We start from the raw sequence: 15,814 nt of genomic DNA on the forward strand, positions 1-15,814 counted from the left end.
TGGTGGGACCAGTTTATGCCCAAGCCGCTGAAACTGGATCCTCCGGACACATGGATTCCCGCTTTCGCGGGAATGACGATGGGAGAGAGGAATGCCTAATCTCTCTCTTGCTGTCCGCCTTGCCCGGCGGGAATTGCGCGGCGGGTTGAAGGGCTTTCGCATCCTGGTGGCCTGCCTCGCCCTGGGGGTGGCGGCCATCGCCGCCTCGGGCAGTTTGCGCGCCGCCGTGGATCAGGCCCTGCACGAAGATTCCCGCGCCCTGCTGGGCGGCGATCTCGATCTGCGCCAGTCGCATCATCGGCCCGAACCGGACCAATTGGCCGCCTTGAAGGCCATGGGACGGGTGACCGAAGGCGTCGAGATGCGGGTCATGGCCCATCTGGACGGCAATCGCGACCGTGCCCTGGTGGAACTGAAGGGAGTCGATGGCGCCTATCCGCTGGTGGGACGGCTGGAGCTGTCGCAGCCCGGGGGCGATGCCGTCTTCGCCTTCCGCGACGGCGCCTGGGGGGCGGTGGCCGAGGCCAATCTGCTGGACCGGCTGGGCCTTGGAGTGGGCGGGCGGCTGCGGGTGGGCGAGGCGGATTTTGAAATCCGCGCCGTCATCGTCAAGGAGCCCGACCGGGTCGCCACCGCGCTGTCCTTCGGTCCCCGCCTGATGACCGCCACGGAGGGCGTCGCCGCCACCGGCCTGATCGCTCCGGGCAGTCTGGTGCGCTACACCGTCCGGCTGGCGCTGGACAACGGCATGAGCGCCGCCGAGGCCAAGGCCGATCTGGCCAGGCGTTTTCCCGACGCGGCCTGGCAGATGCGCGACACCTCCGACGCCGCGCCGGGCGTTGGACGTTTCCTCGATACCCTGGCCGCCTTCCTGACCCTGGTGGGGCTGACGGCCTTGCTGGTGGGCGGCATCGGCGTCGCCAACGCGGTGAAGGCCTATCTGGACGGCAAGATCGCCACTATCGCCACCCTGAAATGCCTGGGCGCGCCTGCGGGGCTGGTGCTGCGGGTCTATCTGCTGCTGGTGGGGTTGCTGTCGGCGGCGGGCATCGTGATCGGACTGGCGCTGGGGGCGGCGCTGGTGCCCGTGGTGATCGGGCTGGGCGGCGACGGATTGCCGCTGCCCGCCCGGTCCGGCCTGTTTCCCACCGCCTTGCTGAACGCCGCCGGGTTCGGGGCGCTGGCGGCCCTGGTCTTCACCCTGTGGCCGCTAGCCCGCGCCCGTATGACGCCGCCCTCGGCCCTGTTCCGCCATCTGACGGTGACGGCGGCGGGCAGGCCCGACGCCGCATCCCTGGCGGTGCTGGCGCTGGCGGCTTTGGGTTTGGCGGCGCTGACCATTTTGTCCTCGGGCAATCGGCCCCTGGCCGCCTGGTTCGTCGGCGCCGCCGTGGCGACCCTGATTCTGTTCCGTGCCCTGGCCTGGGGCCTGTCGCGATTGGCCGCCCGCTTGTCCTTGCATCACGGCCGCGCCGTCGGCCCCGCCTGGAGGCTGGCCCTGGCCAATCTCCACCGGCCCGGCACGGCGGTGGTCAGTCTGGTGCTGTCGCTGGGTCTGGGCCTGTCGGTGCTGGTGACCATCGCTTTGGTCGAGGGCAATCTGGCCGCCCAGTTCGGCGAGCGTCTGCCCGCCCAGGCGCCGTCTTTCTATTTCATCGACGTGCAGCCCGATCAGGTGGCGGCGCTGGACGAGGTGGTGCGCGCCACCGATCCGGGCGCCACCTTGGAGCGCGCCGCCATAGTGCGCGGCCGCATTTCCTCCATCCGGGGCGTCAGGGTGGGCGAGGCCAGGATCGCCCCCGAGGCGGAATGGGCGGCGAGGGGCGACCGCGGCCTGTCGTCCGCCGCAGCCCCGCCGCCGGGCTCCAAGCTGGTGGAGGGGCAATGGTGGCCCGAGGATTACCGGGGGCCGCCGCTGGTTTCGGTGGATGCCGCCGTGGCCAGGGGGTTCGGCCTCAGGCCCGGCGACCGGCTGGGGCTCAACGTGTTGGGCCGCGAGATCGAGGTGAGCGTCGCCAATCTGCGCCAGATCGACTGGTCCAGCCTGTCCATGAATTTCGCCTTCCTGCTGTCGCCGGGCGCCCTGGACGGCGCGCCTTATACGGTGATCGCCACGGTGCGGGCCGAGCCCCGCTTCGACGCCGCCCTGGAAAAGGCGGTCACCGACCGGCTGCCCAATGTGTCCTCCATCCGGGTCAAGGAGGCGCTGGAATCCGTGCGTGCCATCATCGCGCAGGCCGATCTGGCGGTGCGTCTGGCCGGTATGGTGACCCTGGCGGCGGGGGCGATGGTCCTGGCCGGAGCGGTCATGGCGGGGCATCGCCGCCGGGTATGGGAGGCGGTGGTTCTCAAGGTGCTGGGCGCGGTGCGCGGCCAATTGTGGCGGGCCTATCTGGCCGAGTTCGCGGTAATCGGCCTTGTGACGGGCTTTGCCGCCGCCGGGGTCGGCTCGCTGGCGGCCCGCGCCATCCTGCTTTACGTCATGAAAGCGGAGTGGGTGTTTCTCCCCGGAATCACCGCCGCCACCCTGGCCGCCTGCGTGGGGGCCAGTTTGGCCGCCGGTTTCGCCGGGACATGGCGGGCGCTGGGTGTCAAATCGGCGCCGTTATTGCGCGGCGAATAACCACGCCTAAAATACGGTAACTTGATTCCTTCCAGGACTGCTCCATATTGATGTCAGTCTTCCCCTTACCGAGTCAGAGGAACCATCATGGCTTTCGGATCAGACCCCAGATACATGACCGCCGCCCAGGCCGAAGCGGCTCATATCGACGTGGGCCTGCGGCAGTACATGCTCAGCGTCTACAATTACATGGCCTCGGCCCTGGCGCTGACCGGCATCGTCGCCTGGGTCATCGCCAGCGTTCCGGCCTTGACCGCCATCGCCGTCTATTCCCCGCTGAAATGGGTGTTCATGCTGGCTCCGCTGGGACTGGTGTTCTTCATGGGCGCCAAGATCGACAGCATGCGGGCCTCGACCGCCTCGACCCTGTTCTGGGTCTATGCCGGTCTGATGGGCGCTTCGTTGGCCTCGGTCTTCCTGGTGTTCACCGGCGCTTCGGTCGCCCGGGTGTTCTTCATCACGGCGGCGGCTTTCGCGGGCCTCAGCCTCTACGGCTACACCACCAAGAAGGATCTGTCGGGCTTCGGCAGCTTCCTGATCATGGGCGTGTGGGGCCTGATCATAGCGGGCATCGTCAACATCTTCCTCGCCAGCCCCATGCTGCATTTCGTGATGTCGGCGGCCGGCGTGCTGATCTTCGCCGGCCTGACCGCCTATGACACCCAGTCCATCAAGCAAATGTACTGGGAAGGCGACGACAGCGAAGTCGCCGCCAAGAAGGCGGTGTTCGGCGCTCTTCAGCTCTACATGGACTTCATCAACCTGTTCATGTTCCTGCTGCAGTTCATGGGCGTGCGCCGCGACGACTAAGCGGCTGTTGAAACGAAGAAGATCCCCTCGCGAGAGGGGGTCTTTTTGTTTGTAATACGGTGATTAATTAAGCATAGAGACTATTTTAATTTCTTAGGCGGGCTTGTTATGCCTGACTTAAGGCGCCGCCCCACTTTTGCAATGTCCTCGGCCGGAGGTAAATTCTCTGGCATTGTTCCGCCCAGTTCGGCAATTGCTTTTCTTACAGTACGTCCGACATCATAGTGGGTGGTGTTGGCGGCAATCTTTCCTTTCACGTTATCCCGGCGTAATTTTTCCTCTGTCTGAGTGGCTCGGAAAAGGTTTGCAGCAAGCTCGGTGCTTCCCATGTGGTCGAGAATAGGCTGTTGTGCATTCAATCCTTTCTTTCGCTGAATTCCCGCACGGTCAAGGCCACCATACAGTCCCTTATAGCCATGAGTTTGAAAGATAGCATAGTCACGAGGCTCGATGACTCCTGCACCTTTGGCGGCACTGGCAAGGTTCTTGTTGTGCTCTTTGATCTCTTCCCGCAAGAGGACGCGCTTTTGATCTTCGGAGAGAGGAACATACTGGGACGATTCATCGTCGATTATCTCTTGACGACGCGTTTGGATTGCAAAGTATGTTTGTGCGAATGCAACAGATTTCTTCCGGGGATCTCCATTTTGTGCAGTAAGATAGCACGCATAACGTGTCAGGCGTATGTCGTCGACTTCGCGCTCGGCCCCTTTGCCAATTTCGATCATATCGGTGACGTCAACGAAATGATCGGGCACCTCCTGACCGCTATTGGTGCAGGCGCTTTTCGCCTTCTCGACAATGTTTGAGAAGTTTCTATAGTCTGAATACTCCAATAGTCGAGCAAGATCTCTGGCGCTCCAGAACGGCGTCCCATTTTCATCGGATCGTCCTGCATCCTCAAATGCGGCAACCAATTGCTCAATGGCTCCATCTTGCACGGATAAGTTAGGGGGCGCGGCCTGTGCGAGAGCCTTCTTAAAAGCCATTTCTGCTAATTTTGAAGAATTGCTCGGTTTATCGTTCATGTGCTTGGTACCTTTGAATATATCGGTTGGCCCCGGTCTCATATTGAAGAGAGCCATTCATACGCCGATCAAGGCATCCCATTGGCCGAGTATAGTTGAAAATTAACTTGCTTGGGTCGCATTTTATGGCGACACGCTTTCTCAAGAATCATATCAATTCATTAACCGATCAACGGTGTGTTCCCCTACAGCAGATCGCGCAGGAACTGCATGGCCTGATTGAGCTGGCTCATGCGTTCATGGTCGCCGTGATTGCTGTCGGGATGGTGGATGGTGGCCAGCATGCGGAACTTTGCCCGCAGCGTGCGGGCGTCGGGGAACTCGCCCGGCGCGAAGCCGAGGACATGAAGCGCGTCGGCGCGGGTCTGGATACCTTCGGGCAGCGGCTCGAAGGCCAGCACGCTGATGATGGCCCGCAGCCGGTCGATTTCCTCGCTGACCGCTTGAAGCTTCTGGTTCTGCTCACGGGTGCCGCGACGGCGTTCCACCTTGGGAAAGGCCTCTGCGGCCGGTGGTGGTGGTGGCGGCGGCGGTGGCTGGGGCGGCGGCGGCGGTTGCGGTTGCGGAGGTGGGGCCGAGGGGTCTTCCAGTCGGACCCGGATGGCGCCTCGGTCCAGGGATAGCGCCAGCCCCAGCGCCCGGCGGATGCTGTCCACCTCGTAGCCTGGCGCCATGCGCACCTGCAGCCGGGGCTTGCGCCGCCACGGTCGCCCCTGGGCCGGTCCCGACTTCAAGATGACGGTCTCGCGGTCGTCCGGGGCGGGCTCGCCGGGATCGGGGTAGGCGGAAATGGTGTCGCCCGGTACCACCAGCAGCACCGAACGGGCGATATCGCCCACATTGACCTTGCGGCGTTCGGCCAGCCGCTCGACCGCGTCGCGGAAGACGCTGGAGCAGGGCACCGTATAGGAGTGCTTGATGGTGGTGGTGCCGGATTCGGCGGTGTCTCTCATGGGGCGCGGCCAAGCTGTCCGGGTTTCGAAATGGGCGAACCGCCCATGCTTTCAAAACGAATAAGCCCAACCGCCGGATTCAGTCAACTGCCAATGTTGGCCGTTGAGAAGAAACATCAATAACCAGGATCGAACGCATTGAAATAACGACGAAACTATGACGGGGTCGCCATCATCCAATTGGGTGTCAAAGGCTTCAGATCCATGCGGCGGCGTTCGCTCAGCATCTGTCCCATGGCCTCGGCCGGCAATGGACGCGAGAAGAAATAGCCCTGGATCTGATCGCAGCCCAGGGTGCGCAGGAAGTCGAGATGTTCCTGATTCTCGACGCCCTCGGCCACCACCTTCAGCTTCAGCGCCTTGGCCATGGCGACGATGGCGTCGACGATGGCGGCGTCGTTGGGGTCGGTGGTGATGTCCATGACGAAGGAACGGTCGATCTTCAGCTTCTGAATGGGGAAGCGCTTGAGCACGGACAGCGAGGAATAGCCGGTGCCGAAATCGTCGATGGAACAGCCGATGCCCATTTCCTTGAGCTGATTGACCACGGCAATGGCGTTGTCGGCGTCGCGCATGGCCGAGCTTTCGGTCAATTCCAGTTCCAGCCAGTGGCTGTCCAGATCGGTGACGGACAAGATGCGTTCGCAGGCCGACAGCAAGCGCCGGGCATATTGGAATTGGCGGCCCGAGACGTTGACAGCCACCGGAATGGTCATCAGCCCCTGCTTCTGCCACTCCTTGTTCTGGGTGGCGCAAACGTCGAGCATGAATTCGCAGATGCCGTCGATCAGGCCGGATTCCTCGGCGACAGGGATGAAGTCGGCTGGCGAGACCATGCCCAGATCGGGGCTGTTCCAGCGGACCAGCGCTTCCATGCCGATGATTTCGCCGCTGCCCAGGTCCACCTGGGGCTGATAGTGGGCGGAGAGCTCGCCGTGGTCGATGGCCCGACGCAGCCGGTTTTGCAGCGACAGGGTCTTGGCGGCCCGGGTGCTCATTTCCTTGTTGAACATCTGAAGGGTGGCCGGTCCCTGCGCCTTGGCCCGCTGCAAGGCGGCGTCGGCGTTCTTGATCAGGGTTTCGGCGTCCTCGCCGTCGCGGGGGAAGATGGAGACGCCGACGGCGGCCGAGATGTCGAATTCCTGGCCATCGACGCTGACGGTGGATTGGGCGCTCTGATGCAGGCGGTCCAGCGCGTCCTGAAGATCCTTCTTGGCCTCGAAGCCGGTCAGCAGCAGCAGGAAGCGGTCGCCCGAGGCCCGCGCCATGACGTCGGCGGCGCCGATGGCGGCGCGCACCAGATCGGCGGCGGCCATCAGCACCTGATCGCCGATGGCGTGGCCCATGGTGGCGTTGATCATGCCCAGACGGTCGATGCCCATGCTGACCACCGCCAGCAGGGTGGCGCGGCTTCTCGCCCCCTCGGCGGCGAAGGCAAAGCGTTCCAGGAAGGCGACCCGATTGGGCAGGCGCGTCAGCGGGTCGTGGAAGGCCAGGAAGGACAGGCGCTGTTCGGCGGTCTTGCGCTCGGTGACGTCCAGCATGACGCCGTCCCACACCACCACGCCCTCGGCGCGCAAGGTCGGGCGGGACTGGCCGCGCAGCCAGCGCCGACGGCCGTCGGGGCCGGGCACCGACATTTCCTCGTCGAACGGCTCCATGGTGCGGGCCGAGCGTCCCAGGGCGGCCAGGAAGTCGCGGCGCTCCGTGGGCGGCAGCATGGCGAGAAAACGGTCGGAATCGGCCATCAATTCCTGTGGCCCGATCCCCATGATGGTGCGGCAGCCTTCGCTGACATAGGCGAATTCCAAGGTGCCGTCGGGACGCAGCACCCGCTGGAACACCATGCCCGGCATGTTGGCGGCGATGGCGCGCAGCCGTTGCTCGGTCTCGCGGAGCGCCGTCTCGGTCTGGCGCCTGCGCGTGATGTCGCGGCCGATGCCGACGAACAGGCGCTGGCCTTCCAGCCGGACCTCGCTGGTGGAGAGTTCCAGATCGAAGGTGGTGCCGTCCTTGCGCAGGCCGGTCAATTCGCGGGGGCCACCGCCCACCAGCGAGCGCGCCGAGCTTTCCGGCGCGTCGAGCAGATCGTCGTGACGCAGCTCGGCGGGCAGCAGGATGGCGAAGGGCTGGCCGATCATCTCGGCGGCGGCGCGGCCGAACAGATGCTCGGCGGCGACGTTGACGGTGTCGATACGGCCCATGGCGTCCAGCACCACGATGGAATCGTCGGCATGGTCCATCAGCATGTCCAGCCGCAGCTCGGCGCGGCGGCCCTCGCTGACATCGACGATGACGCCGTCCCAGATGACCGTACCGTCGGCAAGGCGACGCGGGCGCGACGCCCCGCGCAGCCACCGCACCTCGCCGCTGGCGGTAATGGCGCGGAATTCGTCGCGACAGGTGTCCAGCGCCTTGGCGGAGCGCAGCACTTCCTCCATATGGGTGTCGCGGTCGGCCCAGTGGATGACGTGCAGGCAGCCCTTGGCGTTGACCTCCATGGCCGAGGCGGAAAAGCCCAGCAGGACGGTGACGCTGTCGCTGATCCAGGGATAGGCGATGACGCCGTCGGGGGTCATGCTTCTTTGAAAGATGAAGCCGGGCAGATTGGCCGATAAGCCGTTCAGGCGCGCTTCGGCCTCGATCAGCCGCGGCAGCACGTCATCAGGCGCGCAGGGCACATGCGTCGCCGCCCCTTTGGTCGGCAACGGCCCGGTGCCGTGTTCTGAGGAAAGGGTATCGTTTGTCACACTCTGAATTTCCGACCTCACGCAGGCCTCCCCCCGGGTGCCTATGCACGTCGATAGTATCGGCAACACCCATCCGAGGCAACCGCTCGCGGCTTCGCGGCCACAAGAAATCACAAGCGAGACGTCGGACTGGAATATGGCGGAAATTGCCTTACATTCGTTGCCGCCGTCACCACCTAGCCGAGGTTCTTCGCCATGGAATGGCTTTCCAATCCCGATATCTGGCTCAGCCTCGCGACATTGTCGGTGCTGGAAATCGTTCTCGGCGTCGATAATCTGGTCTATCTGGCCATCGTTTCCAACCGCCTGCCCGAGGCCATGCGGCCGCTGGGGCGGCGACTTGGCCTGGCCTTCGCCCTGGTCACCCGCATCGCCCTGTTGGGGTCCATTAGTTGGGTCGCCGGTCTGGTGGATCCGGTTTTGGTGGTGTGGGATCACCCGGTCAGCTGGCGCGATATGATCATGATCGGCGGCGGCGTCTTCCTGGTGGCCAAGGCCACCCACGAAATCCACGCCAGTCTGGAAGGCGAGGGCGCCGACATGTCGGCGGACGCCAGCGCCCCGGCGGCTCCGACGGTCCAGGCGACGCTGGGCGCCGTCATCGCCCAGATCGCCGTGCTCGATATCGTGTTCTCGTTGGATTCGGTCATCACGGCCGTGGGCATGGCCAGCAATCTGTGGGTCATGATCGCGGCGGTCATCCTGGCCTCGGGCGTCATGGTGGTCGCGGCCGATCCCCTGTCCGCCCTGATCGAGCGTCACCCCACCATCAAGATGCTGGCGCTATCCTTCCTGCTGCTGGTGGGCATGACCCTGGTGGCGGACGGCACCGGCTTCCACGTTCCCAAGGGCTATCTGTATTTCGCCATGGGATTTTCGCTGGGCATCGAGGTGCTCAACCTGCTGGCGCGGCGTTCGCGCCGCGCTCCGGTGAAGCTGCGCAGCCCGGCGCCATGAAATTGGCGAGGGAATATCCCTTTTGGGACTAGGGTTGAGCCCGCACCGGGGCTGTGGTATCGCTTCGGCCGGAATTCCGCCCAGGCGGTTGTAAAAGGATACTGGAGAGAGGCATGGCCTACGTCGTCACCGAGAACTGCATCAAGTGCAAATACCAGGATTGCGTCGAAGTTTGCCCGGTGGACTGCTTCTACGAGGGTGAAAACTTCCTGGTGATCAATCCCGACGAATGCATCGATTGCGGCGTCTGCGAGCCCGAATGCCCGGCCGAGGCGATTTTCCCGGATTCCGACCCCAAGGCCGCCGACTGGGCCGACGCCAACCGCAAATACGCCGCCGACTGGCCCAACATCACCCGCAAGGGCGACGCTCCGGCCGATGCCGACGCGTGGAAGGGCAAGCCCGGCAAGAAGGATCTGCTGTCGTCCAAGCCCGGCCGCTGATCCCGGTTTCCCCACCCACGCTGCATTGCGGCATGGGTGGGATTTTCTCTGTTCTTCACGGAAGCTCCTGTGCTATACAGGGCACGTCCGTCGAACTGTGCCGACGGGCGGCTTTTTGGCAAAAGGCCATTCCGGGCGGGGTTCGCCCACCAAGACAAGCAGTCGAAATTAGCCGGCCCACGTGAGAGCGTGGCTGGTGGAAATTTTGCGCTCGCCAGGGAACGCAACGGGCAACACCGTCGGCGCCGTCGATACTCAGTCGTAGGGAATTCGAAAAGATGACGATCGTTTCATTCACCCAGGGCGATTATGTGGTCTATCCCACCCACGGAGTCGGCCAGGTTGTTGCCGTCGAGACCCAGGAAATCGGCGGAATGAAGCTTCAGCTGTTCGTCATCACCTTCGATCGCGACCGTATGACGCTGCGCGTTCCCGTCACCAAGGCGCAGAAGTCCGGCCTTCGCAAGTTGTCGCCCCGCTCCGTCATGGACACGGCGCTGTCAACGCTGAAGGGGCGCGCCAAGGTCAAGCGCACCATGTGGAGCCGCCGCGCCCAGGAATACGAGGCCAAGATCAATTCCGGCGACCCGGTGTCCATCGCCGAGGTGGTGCGCGACCTGCATCGCAACGCCAACCAGCCCGACCAGTCCTATAGCGAGCGCCAGATCTACGAGGCGGCGCTGGAGCGTCTGGCGTCGGAACTGGCGGCGGTGGAACGCATCGACACCCAGGCGGCGACTGAAAAGCTGCAAGGATTGTTGGAAGCGGCCTGATCATCCTGTTATTGACGTTCCCCCCCACGGCTGCAACCATGTGCGCCCGGCGGGAAACCCGAGCAGCAAGATGAACGCGGAAGCCGACAGGCCGTCCACCAGCCAAACCGAACCCAATATCTTCGCCACCCTGCGCGGCGGCGGACGCATCTGGGCGGTCGCCGCCATTCGCGGCGAGCATGGCCGCCTGCATGCCCTGCACGGCCGTCTGGCCGCCGAGTGCAAGCCCGGCGATCAACTGGTCTATCTGGGTGATTATCTCGGCTATGGCTCGGCGGTGCTGGAAACCGTCGATGAACTGCTGAGCTTTCGCCGTCGCTTCATTGCCATGCCCGGGGTCGAACTGGACGACGTGGTCTATCTGCGCGGCGCTCAGGAAGAGATGTGGCAAAAGCTGCTGCAACTGCAATTCGCCCCCAATCCGGCCGAGGTGCTGCGGTGGATGGTCGATCACGGCATCGGCTCCACCATCGCCGCCTATGGCGGCAATGTGGACGAAGCGCTGATCTGCGTGAAGGAAGGCATCCTGGCGCTGACCCGCTGGACCGGGCAATTGCGCCAGAACATGCGCGCCTATGATGGTCACACCACCTTGATGAGCGTGCTCAAGCATGCCGCCTTCACCGACGACAGCCAGTTGTTGTTCACCCATGCCGGGCTGGACCCGACCCGGCCGCTGTCGGCGCAGATGGACGCGTTCTGGTGGGGATCCTCGGACTTCGCCGACATGGCGGAGCCTTACCCCGGCTACAAGCTGGTGGTGCGCGGCTCGGACCGCCGCCATCGCGGCGTCGTGCTCGGTCCCCATATCGCCACCCTGGATTCCGGGTCGGGCCAAGGGGGCGCGCTGACCGCCGCCTGTTTCGGCTCCGACGGCAATATCCTCCAACTGCTCGAGGCTTGATCATGTCCCATGCCGTGAAAGCCGTCGCCATTGCCGCGACGATGATGCTGGCCGCCCCCATTTTCGCCCCCTCCGTTCAGGCTCAGGGCGGGCTGATGGATCTGGGCAAGGGCATGCTCAAGGACCAGATGGAGCAACGGGCGGGCGGCGGCGGTTCGGCCGGGTCGCTGGGTGCCGGCCTGTCCACCTCGGAGATCGGTTCCGGTCTCAAGGAGGCGCTGCGCACCGCCGCCGAGAAGGTCACCGGCCAATTGGGCCGCGCCGACGGCTTCAACGCCGATTCCTTGGTGCATATTCCGCTGCCCGACAAGCTGCAGACGGTGAAGAAGGGCCTTGCCATGGCGGGCCAGTCGGGTCTGGTGGACGATCTTGAGCTGAAGCTCAACCGCGCCGCCGAGGCGGCCACCCCCCAGGCCAAGCAGATCTTCTTCGACGCGGTCGGCAAGATGACGCTGGACGACGCCAAGGGCATCCTCAATGGCCCCAACGATGCCGCCACCCAGTATTTCAAGAAGACCATGACGCCCGATCTTAAGACCGCCATGCGGCCGGTGGTGGATCAGACCGTCTCCCAGTCCGGCGCGGTGCAGTCCTACAACGCCATGGCGGGGGCGGCGAAGACCCTTCCCATGATCGGCGGCGCCCTGCAATCGGGACCAGGCATGCTGACCGACCATGTTCTGGAAAAGGCGCTGGGCGGCATTTTCAGCTATCTGGGTCGGGAAGAAGCCGATATCCGGACCAACCCGGCAAGCCGGTCCACCGATCTCCTGAAGAAGGTGTTCGGGAAGTAATAAAGCCCATAAAATTTTATGGAAATACAATTAAAACAAATATAATTAGGCCGTTGGTCTAGTTGTGTGACGTTGTTCATTGTGTCTTCATTGCTGGGACGACCTCAGGATGATATGCCATGATGTACAGCGAGATCAGGGCGCTTGTTATCGACGACAAGCCATTTTCGCGGACGATGACCGTCAGGGTGTTGCGGGCCATGGGAATCCGCAAGATCGCCGAAGCGGTCGACGGCGCCGCCGGGCTGGAATCCTATGCCTCCCTTTGGCCCCATGTGGTGATCTGCGAACCGGAGATGCGGCCGGTGGACGGCATGGTGTTTCTTCAGACCCTCAACGCCGAAAGAAAACATCTGGTGCGTGTCGCTCCGGTGATCTTCCTGTCCGCCGAAGCCAACGAGAGCCTTGTCGCCCAGGCGAGTCAACTGGGCGCGGCGGGCTTTTTGCGCAAGCCCATCTCGGCGTCGTCCCTGCAACGGCATGTGGACAAGGCGCTGACGCAGCACGGCGATATTTACGGTCAGACCATGCAGCCCACCGACATGGCGGCGCAGGCCATGACCTCCGCCCAGCCCCACCGCTGATCCGGTTTATGTTTGTCCCTCGGCCGAGAGAGCCGCGCGTCATACGTGACGCATGTCTAGGAAAATAGATAGGGCACGAAGCTGCGGTTGTTCTCGTCGACGCTGATATGGCTGCCGATGGGGGGAAAGGCGCGCTGGCGGCAATTGTCGCGCTCGCAGATGCGGCAATTGACCCCAATGGGCACGGCGGCCTGTTCGTGGGCGAGGTCCAGGCCGGCGGAATAGACCACCTCGTTGGCATAGGCGATCTCGCAACCCAGGCCGACGGCGAACTGGCGGTCGGGCTTCAGGTAGGATCCGCCCCGCTTTGACGCGGTGCGCGCGATGCAGATATAGGAAATGGCGTCGGGCATGCGGGCCAACTGCACCAGGATCTTGCCGGGCTGGGCGAAGGCCTCGTGGACGTTCCACAGCGGGCAGGCGCCGCCGAATCGGGTGAAGTGGAAGCGGGTGGCCGAGTGGCGCTTGGTGATGTTGCCCGCCATGTCGACCCGGACGAAATAGAACGGCACGCCGCGGGCACCGGGGCGTTGCAGGGTGGACAGCCGGTGGCAGACCTGCTCGAAGCTGGCGCCGAAGCGGCTTTGCAACTGTTCGATATCGTGGCGCAAGGCCCGGGCCTGTCCGGCGAAGGCCATATAGGGCATCACCAGGGCACCGGCGAAATAATTGGCCAGACCGACCCGGCAGATGGAGCGCGCGTCGTCGGAGGCCAGCTTGGCGCCGGTCACCACCTCCTCGATGGCATCCTGATAGGCCAGCAAGGCCACCTGATGGGCCAGATGGAAGGTGCGCGACGGCACCGACAACAGCGCCGACAGCGACAGCGAGCCGCTGACGGGGTCGAAGGTGCGCATGCCGGTGCCTTCATCCTCGGCATTGACCCGGACCCGGACACCGTGGCGGCTTTCCAGATAGGCCACCAGATCGTTGTGCATCTGGCCGAGGCGGAAGCCTTCCTTCTCCACCAGCTGCTCCGCCGCTTCGTCCAGACCGCCGAAATAGTTGTTGCAGTAGTAGAAGAAGTCGCGGACCTCCTCGTAGGGGAAATGGGGATTGCTGCCCCGCTCCTCGCCGGTGGCCGCCGACAGGTTCTCGGTCAGCGACTGCAGGCGCTCGTCCAACTGGCGGAAGGCCTGATACAGGGTCAGCACCCTTTTCGCCAGTTCCGGCGAGGCCGAGGCGGCATTGCGCAATTCCGACAGGCCGATATTGCCGCTGCCGAACACCGGATCATTCATGGCTTCCCGCAGATCGGCCACCAGACGGGATTCCTCGTCCTCCACCAAGGTGGCGAGATCCACGTCCAGCACCTTGGCGATGCGCAGCAAGACCGGCACCGTCAGCGGCCGCTGGTTGTTCTCGATCTGATTGAGATAGCTGGGAGAGACCTCCAGCAAAACCGCAAGGGCCGCCTGCGAAAGCTTCTTTTGCTCCCGCAGGCGGCGCAGCTTATAACCGAGAAACAGCTTCTTGCTCATGGCCTTAGGCTTATACAGCCCCCCGGCCCCCTTCGCAAGATTCGCAAATTCACAATGCGACGTTGCGAATCCGTTCGCATCACCGCCCTTTTCCAGCGGCTTGTTGTTGCTTCCCAGGGGGCTTTGCGAATATGACAGCATCGACCTGTTAGTCGTCCCAATCGGAGGTATGCTGAAATGCACGAGATCATTCGCCAGCTTGAGGAGAAGCGGGAGCGCGCCCGGCTTGGCGGCGGCGAGAAGCGGATCGCGGCGCAGCATTCCAAGGGCAAGCTGACGGCCCGAGAGCGCATCGAGCTGCTGCTGGATCACGACTCGTTCGAGGAATGGGACATGTTCGTCGAGCATCGCTGCCACGACTTCGGCATGGCGGAGCAGACGACGCCGGGCGACGGCGTGGTGACCGGTTACGGCACCATCAACGGTCGCCTGGTTTTCGTGTTCAGCCAGGATTTCACGGTGTTCGGCGGCTCGCTGTCGGAAGCGCATGCGGAAAAGATCTGCAAGATCATGGACAAGGCGGTCCAGGTGGGGGCGCCGGTGATCGGTCTGAACGATTCGGGCGGTGCCCGCATCCAAGAAGGTGTCGCCTCGCTGGCCGGTTATGCCGAGGTGTTCCAGCGCAATGTGGACGCCTCGGGCGTGGTGCCGCAGATTTCCATGATCATGGGCCCCTGCGCCGGCGGCGCGGTGTATTCCCCGGCCATGACCGACTTCATCTTCATGGTGAAGGACTCGTCCTACATGTTCGTGACCGGTCCCGACGTGGTCAAGACGGTGACCCACGAGACGGTGACGGCGGAAGAGTTGGGCGGCGCCATCAGCCATTCCACCAAATCCGGTGTCTGCGATCTGGCCTTCGAGAACGATGTGCACGCGCTGTTGCAGCTGCGTCGCTTCATGGATTTCCTGCCCGCCAGCAACCGCGAGAAGCCGCCGTTCCGCCCGACCTCGGACAATCCCGAGCGCATCGAGATGAGCCTGGACACGCTGATCCCCGACAACGCCAACAAGCCCTACGACATGAAGGAGCTGATCCTCAAGGTCGTGGACGAGGCGGATTTCTTCGAGGTGCAGCCGGGCTATGCCGGCAATATCATCGTCGGCTTCGCCCGCATGGAAGGCCGCACGGTGGGCATCGTCGCCAACCAGCCCATGGTGCTGGCGGGATGTCTCGATATCGCCTCTTCCATCAAGGGCGCGCGCTTCGTGCGCTTTTGCGACAGCTTCAACATCCCGATCCTGACCTTCGTGGATGTGCCCGGCTTCCTGCCCGGCACCGCCCAGGAATACGGCGGCATCATCAAGCACGGCGCCAAGCTGCTTTACGCCTATGCCGAATGCACCGTGCCCAAGATCACGGTGATCACCCGCAAGGCCTATGGCGGCGCCTATGACGTCATGAGCTCGAAGCATCTGAAGGGCGACGTCAACTTCGCCTGGCCGACGGCGGAGATCGCGGTCATGGGCCCCAAGGGCGCGGTGGAGATCATCTTCCGGGGCGATATCGGCGATGCCGACAAGATCGCCGCCAGGACCGAGGAATACCGACAGAAATTCGCCAATCCCTTCATCGCCGGGCATCGCGGCTTCATCGACGACGTCATCATGCCCCATTCGACCCGCAAGCGGATCTGCCGCTCGTTGGCCATGCTGAAGGACAAGAAGCTGGAACGGCCGACGCGCAAGCACGGCAACATTCCGTTGTAATGGG

13 protein-coding genes are annotated in these 15,814 nt (G+C 63.7%); 9 read left to right on the forward strand and 4 right to left on the reverse strand.

The window, feature by feature from the left end; translation table 11 throughout:
- Window positions 1-91: 91 nt before the first annotated feature.
- Both CU669_RS01450 and CU669_RS01455 read left to right on the forward strand, forming a co-directional pair.
- Window positions 92-2,623 carry an ABC transporter permease gene (locus CU669_RS01450; RefSeq protein ID WP_112142014.1) on the forward strand — a complete coding sequence of 844 codons (2,532 nt, stop codon included), beginning with the start codon at window positions 92-94 and terminating at the stop codon, window positions 2,621-2,623.
- An 87-nt stretch (window positions 2,624-2,710) separates the two neighbouring features.
- Window positions 2,711-3,433: a Bax inhibitor-1/YccA family protein gene (locus CU669_RS01455; protein ID WP_205119359.1), complete on the forward strand. Its 723-nt coding sequence runs from the start codon at window positions 2,711-2,713 to the stop codon at window positions 3,431-3,433.
- An 80-nt stretch (window positions 3,434-3,513) separates the two neighbouring features.
- Here the strand turns inward: CU669_RS01455 and dinD are convergent, their stop codons facing one another.
- The 3 genes from dinD to CU669_RS01475 form a co-directional block, all read right to left on the reverse strand.
- Window positions 3,514-4,461, reverse strand: a complete 948-nt coding sequence (dinD, locus tag CU669_RS01460) for a DNA damage-inducible protein D (RefSeq protein ID WP_205119361.1) — start codon at window positions 4,459-4,461, stop codon at window positions 3,514-3,516.
- Window positions 4,462-4,646: 185 nt separating this feature from the next.
- The gene (locus CU669_RS21270; RefSeq protein WP_161539557.1) at window positions 4,647-5,414 is read right to left on the reverse strand and encodes a J domain-containing protein; all 768 of its coding nucleotides are present in this window, start codon (window positions 5,412-5,414) and stop codon (window positions 4,647-4,649) included.
- A gap of 155 nt (window positions 5,415-5,569) precedes the next feature.
- On the reverse strand, window positions 5,570-8,164 hold the full coding sequence (locus CU669_RS01475) for a sensor domain-containing protein (protein WP_239988469.1): 2,595 nt from the start codon (window positions 8,162-8,164) through the stop codon (window positions 5,570-5,572).
- A 195-nt stretch (window positions 8,165-8,359) separates the two neighbouring features.
- On the opposite strand from CU669_RS01475, the gene CU669_RS01480 reads away from it, so the two are divergent.
- From CU669_RS01480 to CU669_RS01505, 6 genes are all read left to right on the forward strand, one after another.
- Window positions 8,360-9,121 (forward strand): TerC family protein, encoded by a 762-nt coding sequence (locus CU669_RS01480; protein WP_112142019.1) that lies wholly within the window; start codon window positions 8,360-8,362, stop codon window positions 9,119-9,121.
- 113 nt (window positions 9,122-9,234) lie between these two features.
- Entirely contained in the window at window positions 9,235-9,564 is a 330-nt protein-coding gene (fdxA, locus tag CU669_RS01485; RefSeq protein WP_112142020.1) for a ferredoxin FdxA, read from the forward strand.
- A gap of 278 nt (window positions 9,565-9,842) precedes the next feature.
- Window positions 9,843-10,337, forward strand: coding sequence for a CarD family transcriptional regulator (locus CU669_RS01490; RefSeq protein WP_112142021.1), 495 nt, complete (start codon window positions 9,843-9,845; stop codon window positions 10,335-10,337).
- Between the two features lie 70 nt (window positions 10,338-10,407).
- Entirely contained in the window at window positions 10,408-11,241 is an 834-nt protein-coding gene (locus CU669_RS01495; RefSeq protein ID WP_112142022.1) for a hypothetical protein, read from the forward strand.
- 2 nt (window positions 11,242-11,243) lie between these two features.
- Window positions 11,244-12,035: a DUF4197 domain-containing protein gene (locus CU669_RS01500; RefSeq protein WP_239988470.1), complete on the forward strand. Its 792-nt coding sequence runs from the start codon at window positions 11,244-11,246 to the stop codon at window positions 12,033-12,035.
- A gap of 119 nt (window positions 12,036-12,154) precedes the next feature.
- Complete coding sequence (locus CU669_RS01505; RefSeq protein WP_112142023.1) at window positions 12,155-12,619, forward strand: response regulator; 465 nt, start codon at window positions 12,155-12,157, stop codon at window positions 12,617-12,619.
- A 56-nt stretch (window positions 12,620-12,675) separates the two neighbouring features.
- On the opposite strand, the gene CU669_RS01510 is transcribed toward CU669_RS01505, so the two are convergent.
- Window positions 12,676-14,100 carry a helix-turn-helix domain-containing protein gene (locus tag CU669_RS01510; RefSeq protein WP_112142245.1) on the reverse strand — a complete coding sequence of 475 codons (1,425 nt, stop codon included), beginning with the start codon at window positions 14,098-14,100 and terminating at the stop codon, window positions 12,676-12,678.
- Between the two features lie 177 nt (window positions 14,101-14,277).
- Between CU669_RS01510 and CU669_RS01515 the strand changes: the two genes are divergently transcribed.
- Entirely contained in the window at window positions 14,278-15,810 is a 1,533-nt protein-coding gene (locus CU669_RS01515; protein WP_112142024.1) for an acyl-CoA carboxylase subunit beta, read from the forward strand.
- Window positions 15,811-15,814: the final 4 nt, after the last annotated feature.

Origin of the sequence: Paramagnetospirillum kuznetsovii (genome assembly GCF_003284725.1) — a bacterium.
Classification (GTDB): domain Bacteria; phylum Pseudomonadota; class Alphaproteobacteria; order Rhodospirillales; family Magnetospirillaceae; genus Phaeospirillum; species Phaeospirillum kuznetsovii.

What these genes read in the sequence shown, in the direction of transcription:
- fdxA (WP_112142020.1), top strand. Translation starts at nt 9,235, where the DNA reads ATGGCCTACGTCGTCACCGAGAACTGCATCAAGTGCAAATACCAGGAT.
- CU669_RS01490 (WP_112142021.1), top strand. Translation starts at nt 9,843, where the DNA reads ATGACGATCGTTTCATTCACCCAGGGCGATTATGTGGTCTATCCCACC.
- CU669_RS01480 (WP_112142019.1), top strand. Translation starts at nt 8,360, where the DNA reads ATGGAATGGCTTTCCAATCCCGATATCTGGCTCAGCCTCGCGACATTG.
- CU669_RS01515 (WP_112142024.1), top strand. Translation starts at nt 14,278, where the DNA reads ATGCACGAGATCATTCGCCAGCTTGAGGAGAAGCGGGAGCGCGCCCGG.
- CU669_RS01500 (WP_239988470.1), top strand. Translation starts at nt 11,244, where the DNA reads ATGTCCCATGCCGTGAAAGCCGTCGCCATTGCCGCGACGATGATGCTG.
- CU669_RS01510 (WP_112142245.1), bottom strand. Translation starts at nt 14,100, where the DNA reads ATGAGCAAGAAGCTGTTTCTCGGTTATAAGCTGCGCCGCCTGCGGGAG.
- CU669_RS01495 (WP_112142022.1), top strand. Translation starts at nt 10,408, where the DNA reads ATGAACGCGGAAGCCGACAGGCCGTCCACCAGCCAAACCGAACCCAAT.
- CU669_RS01450 (WP_112142014.1), top strand. Translation starts at nt 92, where the DNA reads ATGCCTAATCTCTCTCTTGCTGTCCGCCTTGCCCGGCGGGAATTGCGC.
- dinD (WP_205119361.1), bottom strand. Translation starts at nt 4,461, where the DNA reads ATGAACGATAAACCGAGCAATTCTTCAAAATTAGCAGAAATGGCTTTT.
- CU669_RS21270 (WP_161539557.1), bottom strand. Translation starts at nt 5,414, where the DNA reads ATGAGAGACACCGCCGAATCCGGCACCACCACCATCAAGCACTCCTAT.
- CU669_RS01505 (WP_112142023.1), top strand. Translation starts at nt 12,155, where the DNA reads ATGATGTACAGCGAGATCAGGGCGCTTGTTATCGACGACAAGCCATTT.
- CU669_RS01455 (WP_205119359.1), top strand. Translation starts at nt 2,711, where the DNA reads ATGGCTTTCGGATCAGACCCCAGATACATGACCGCCGCCCAGGCCGAA.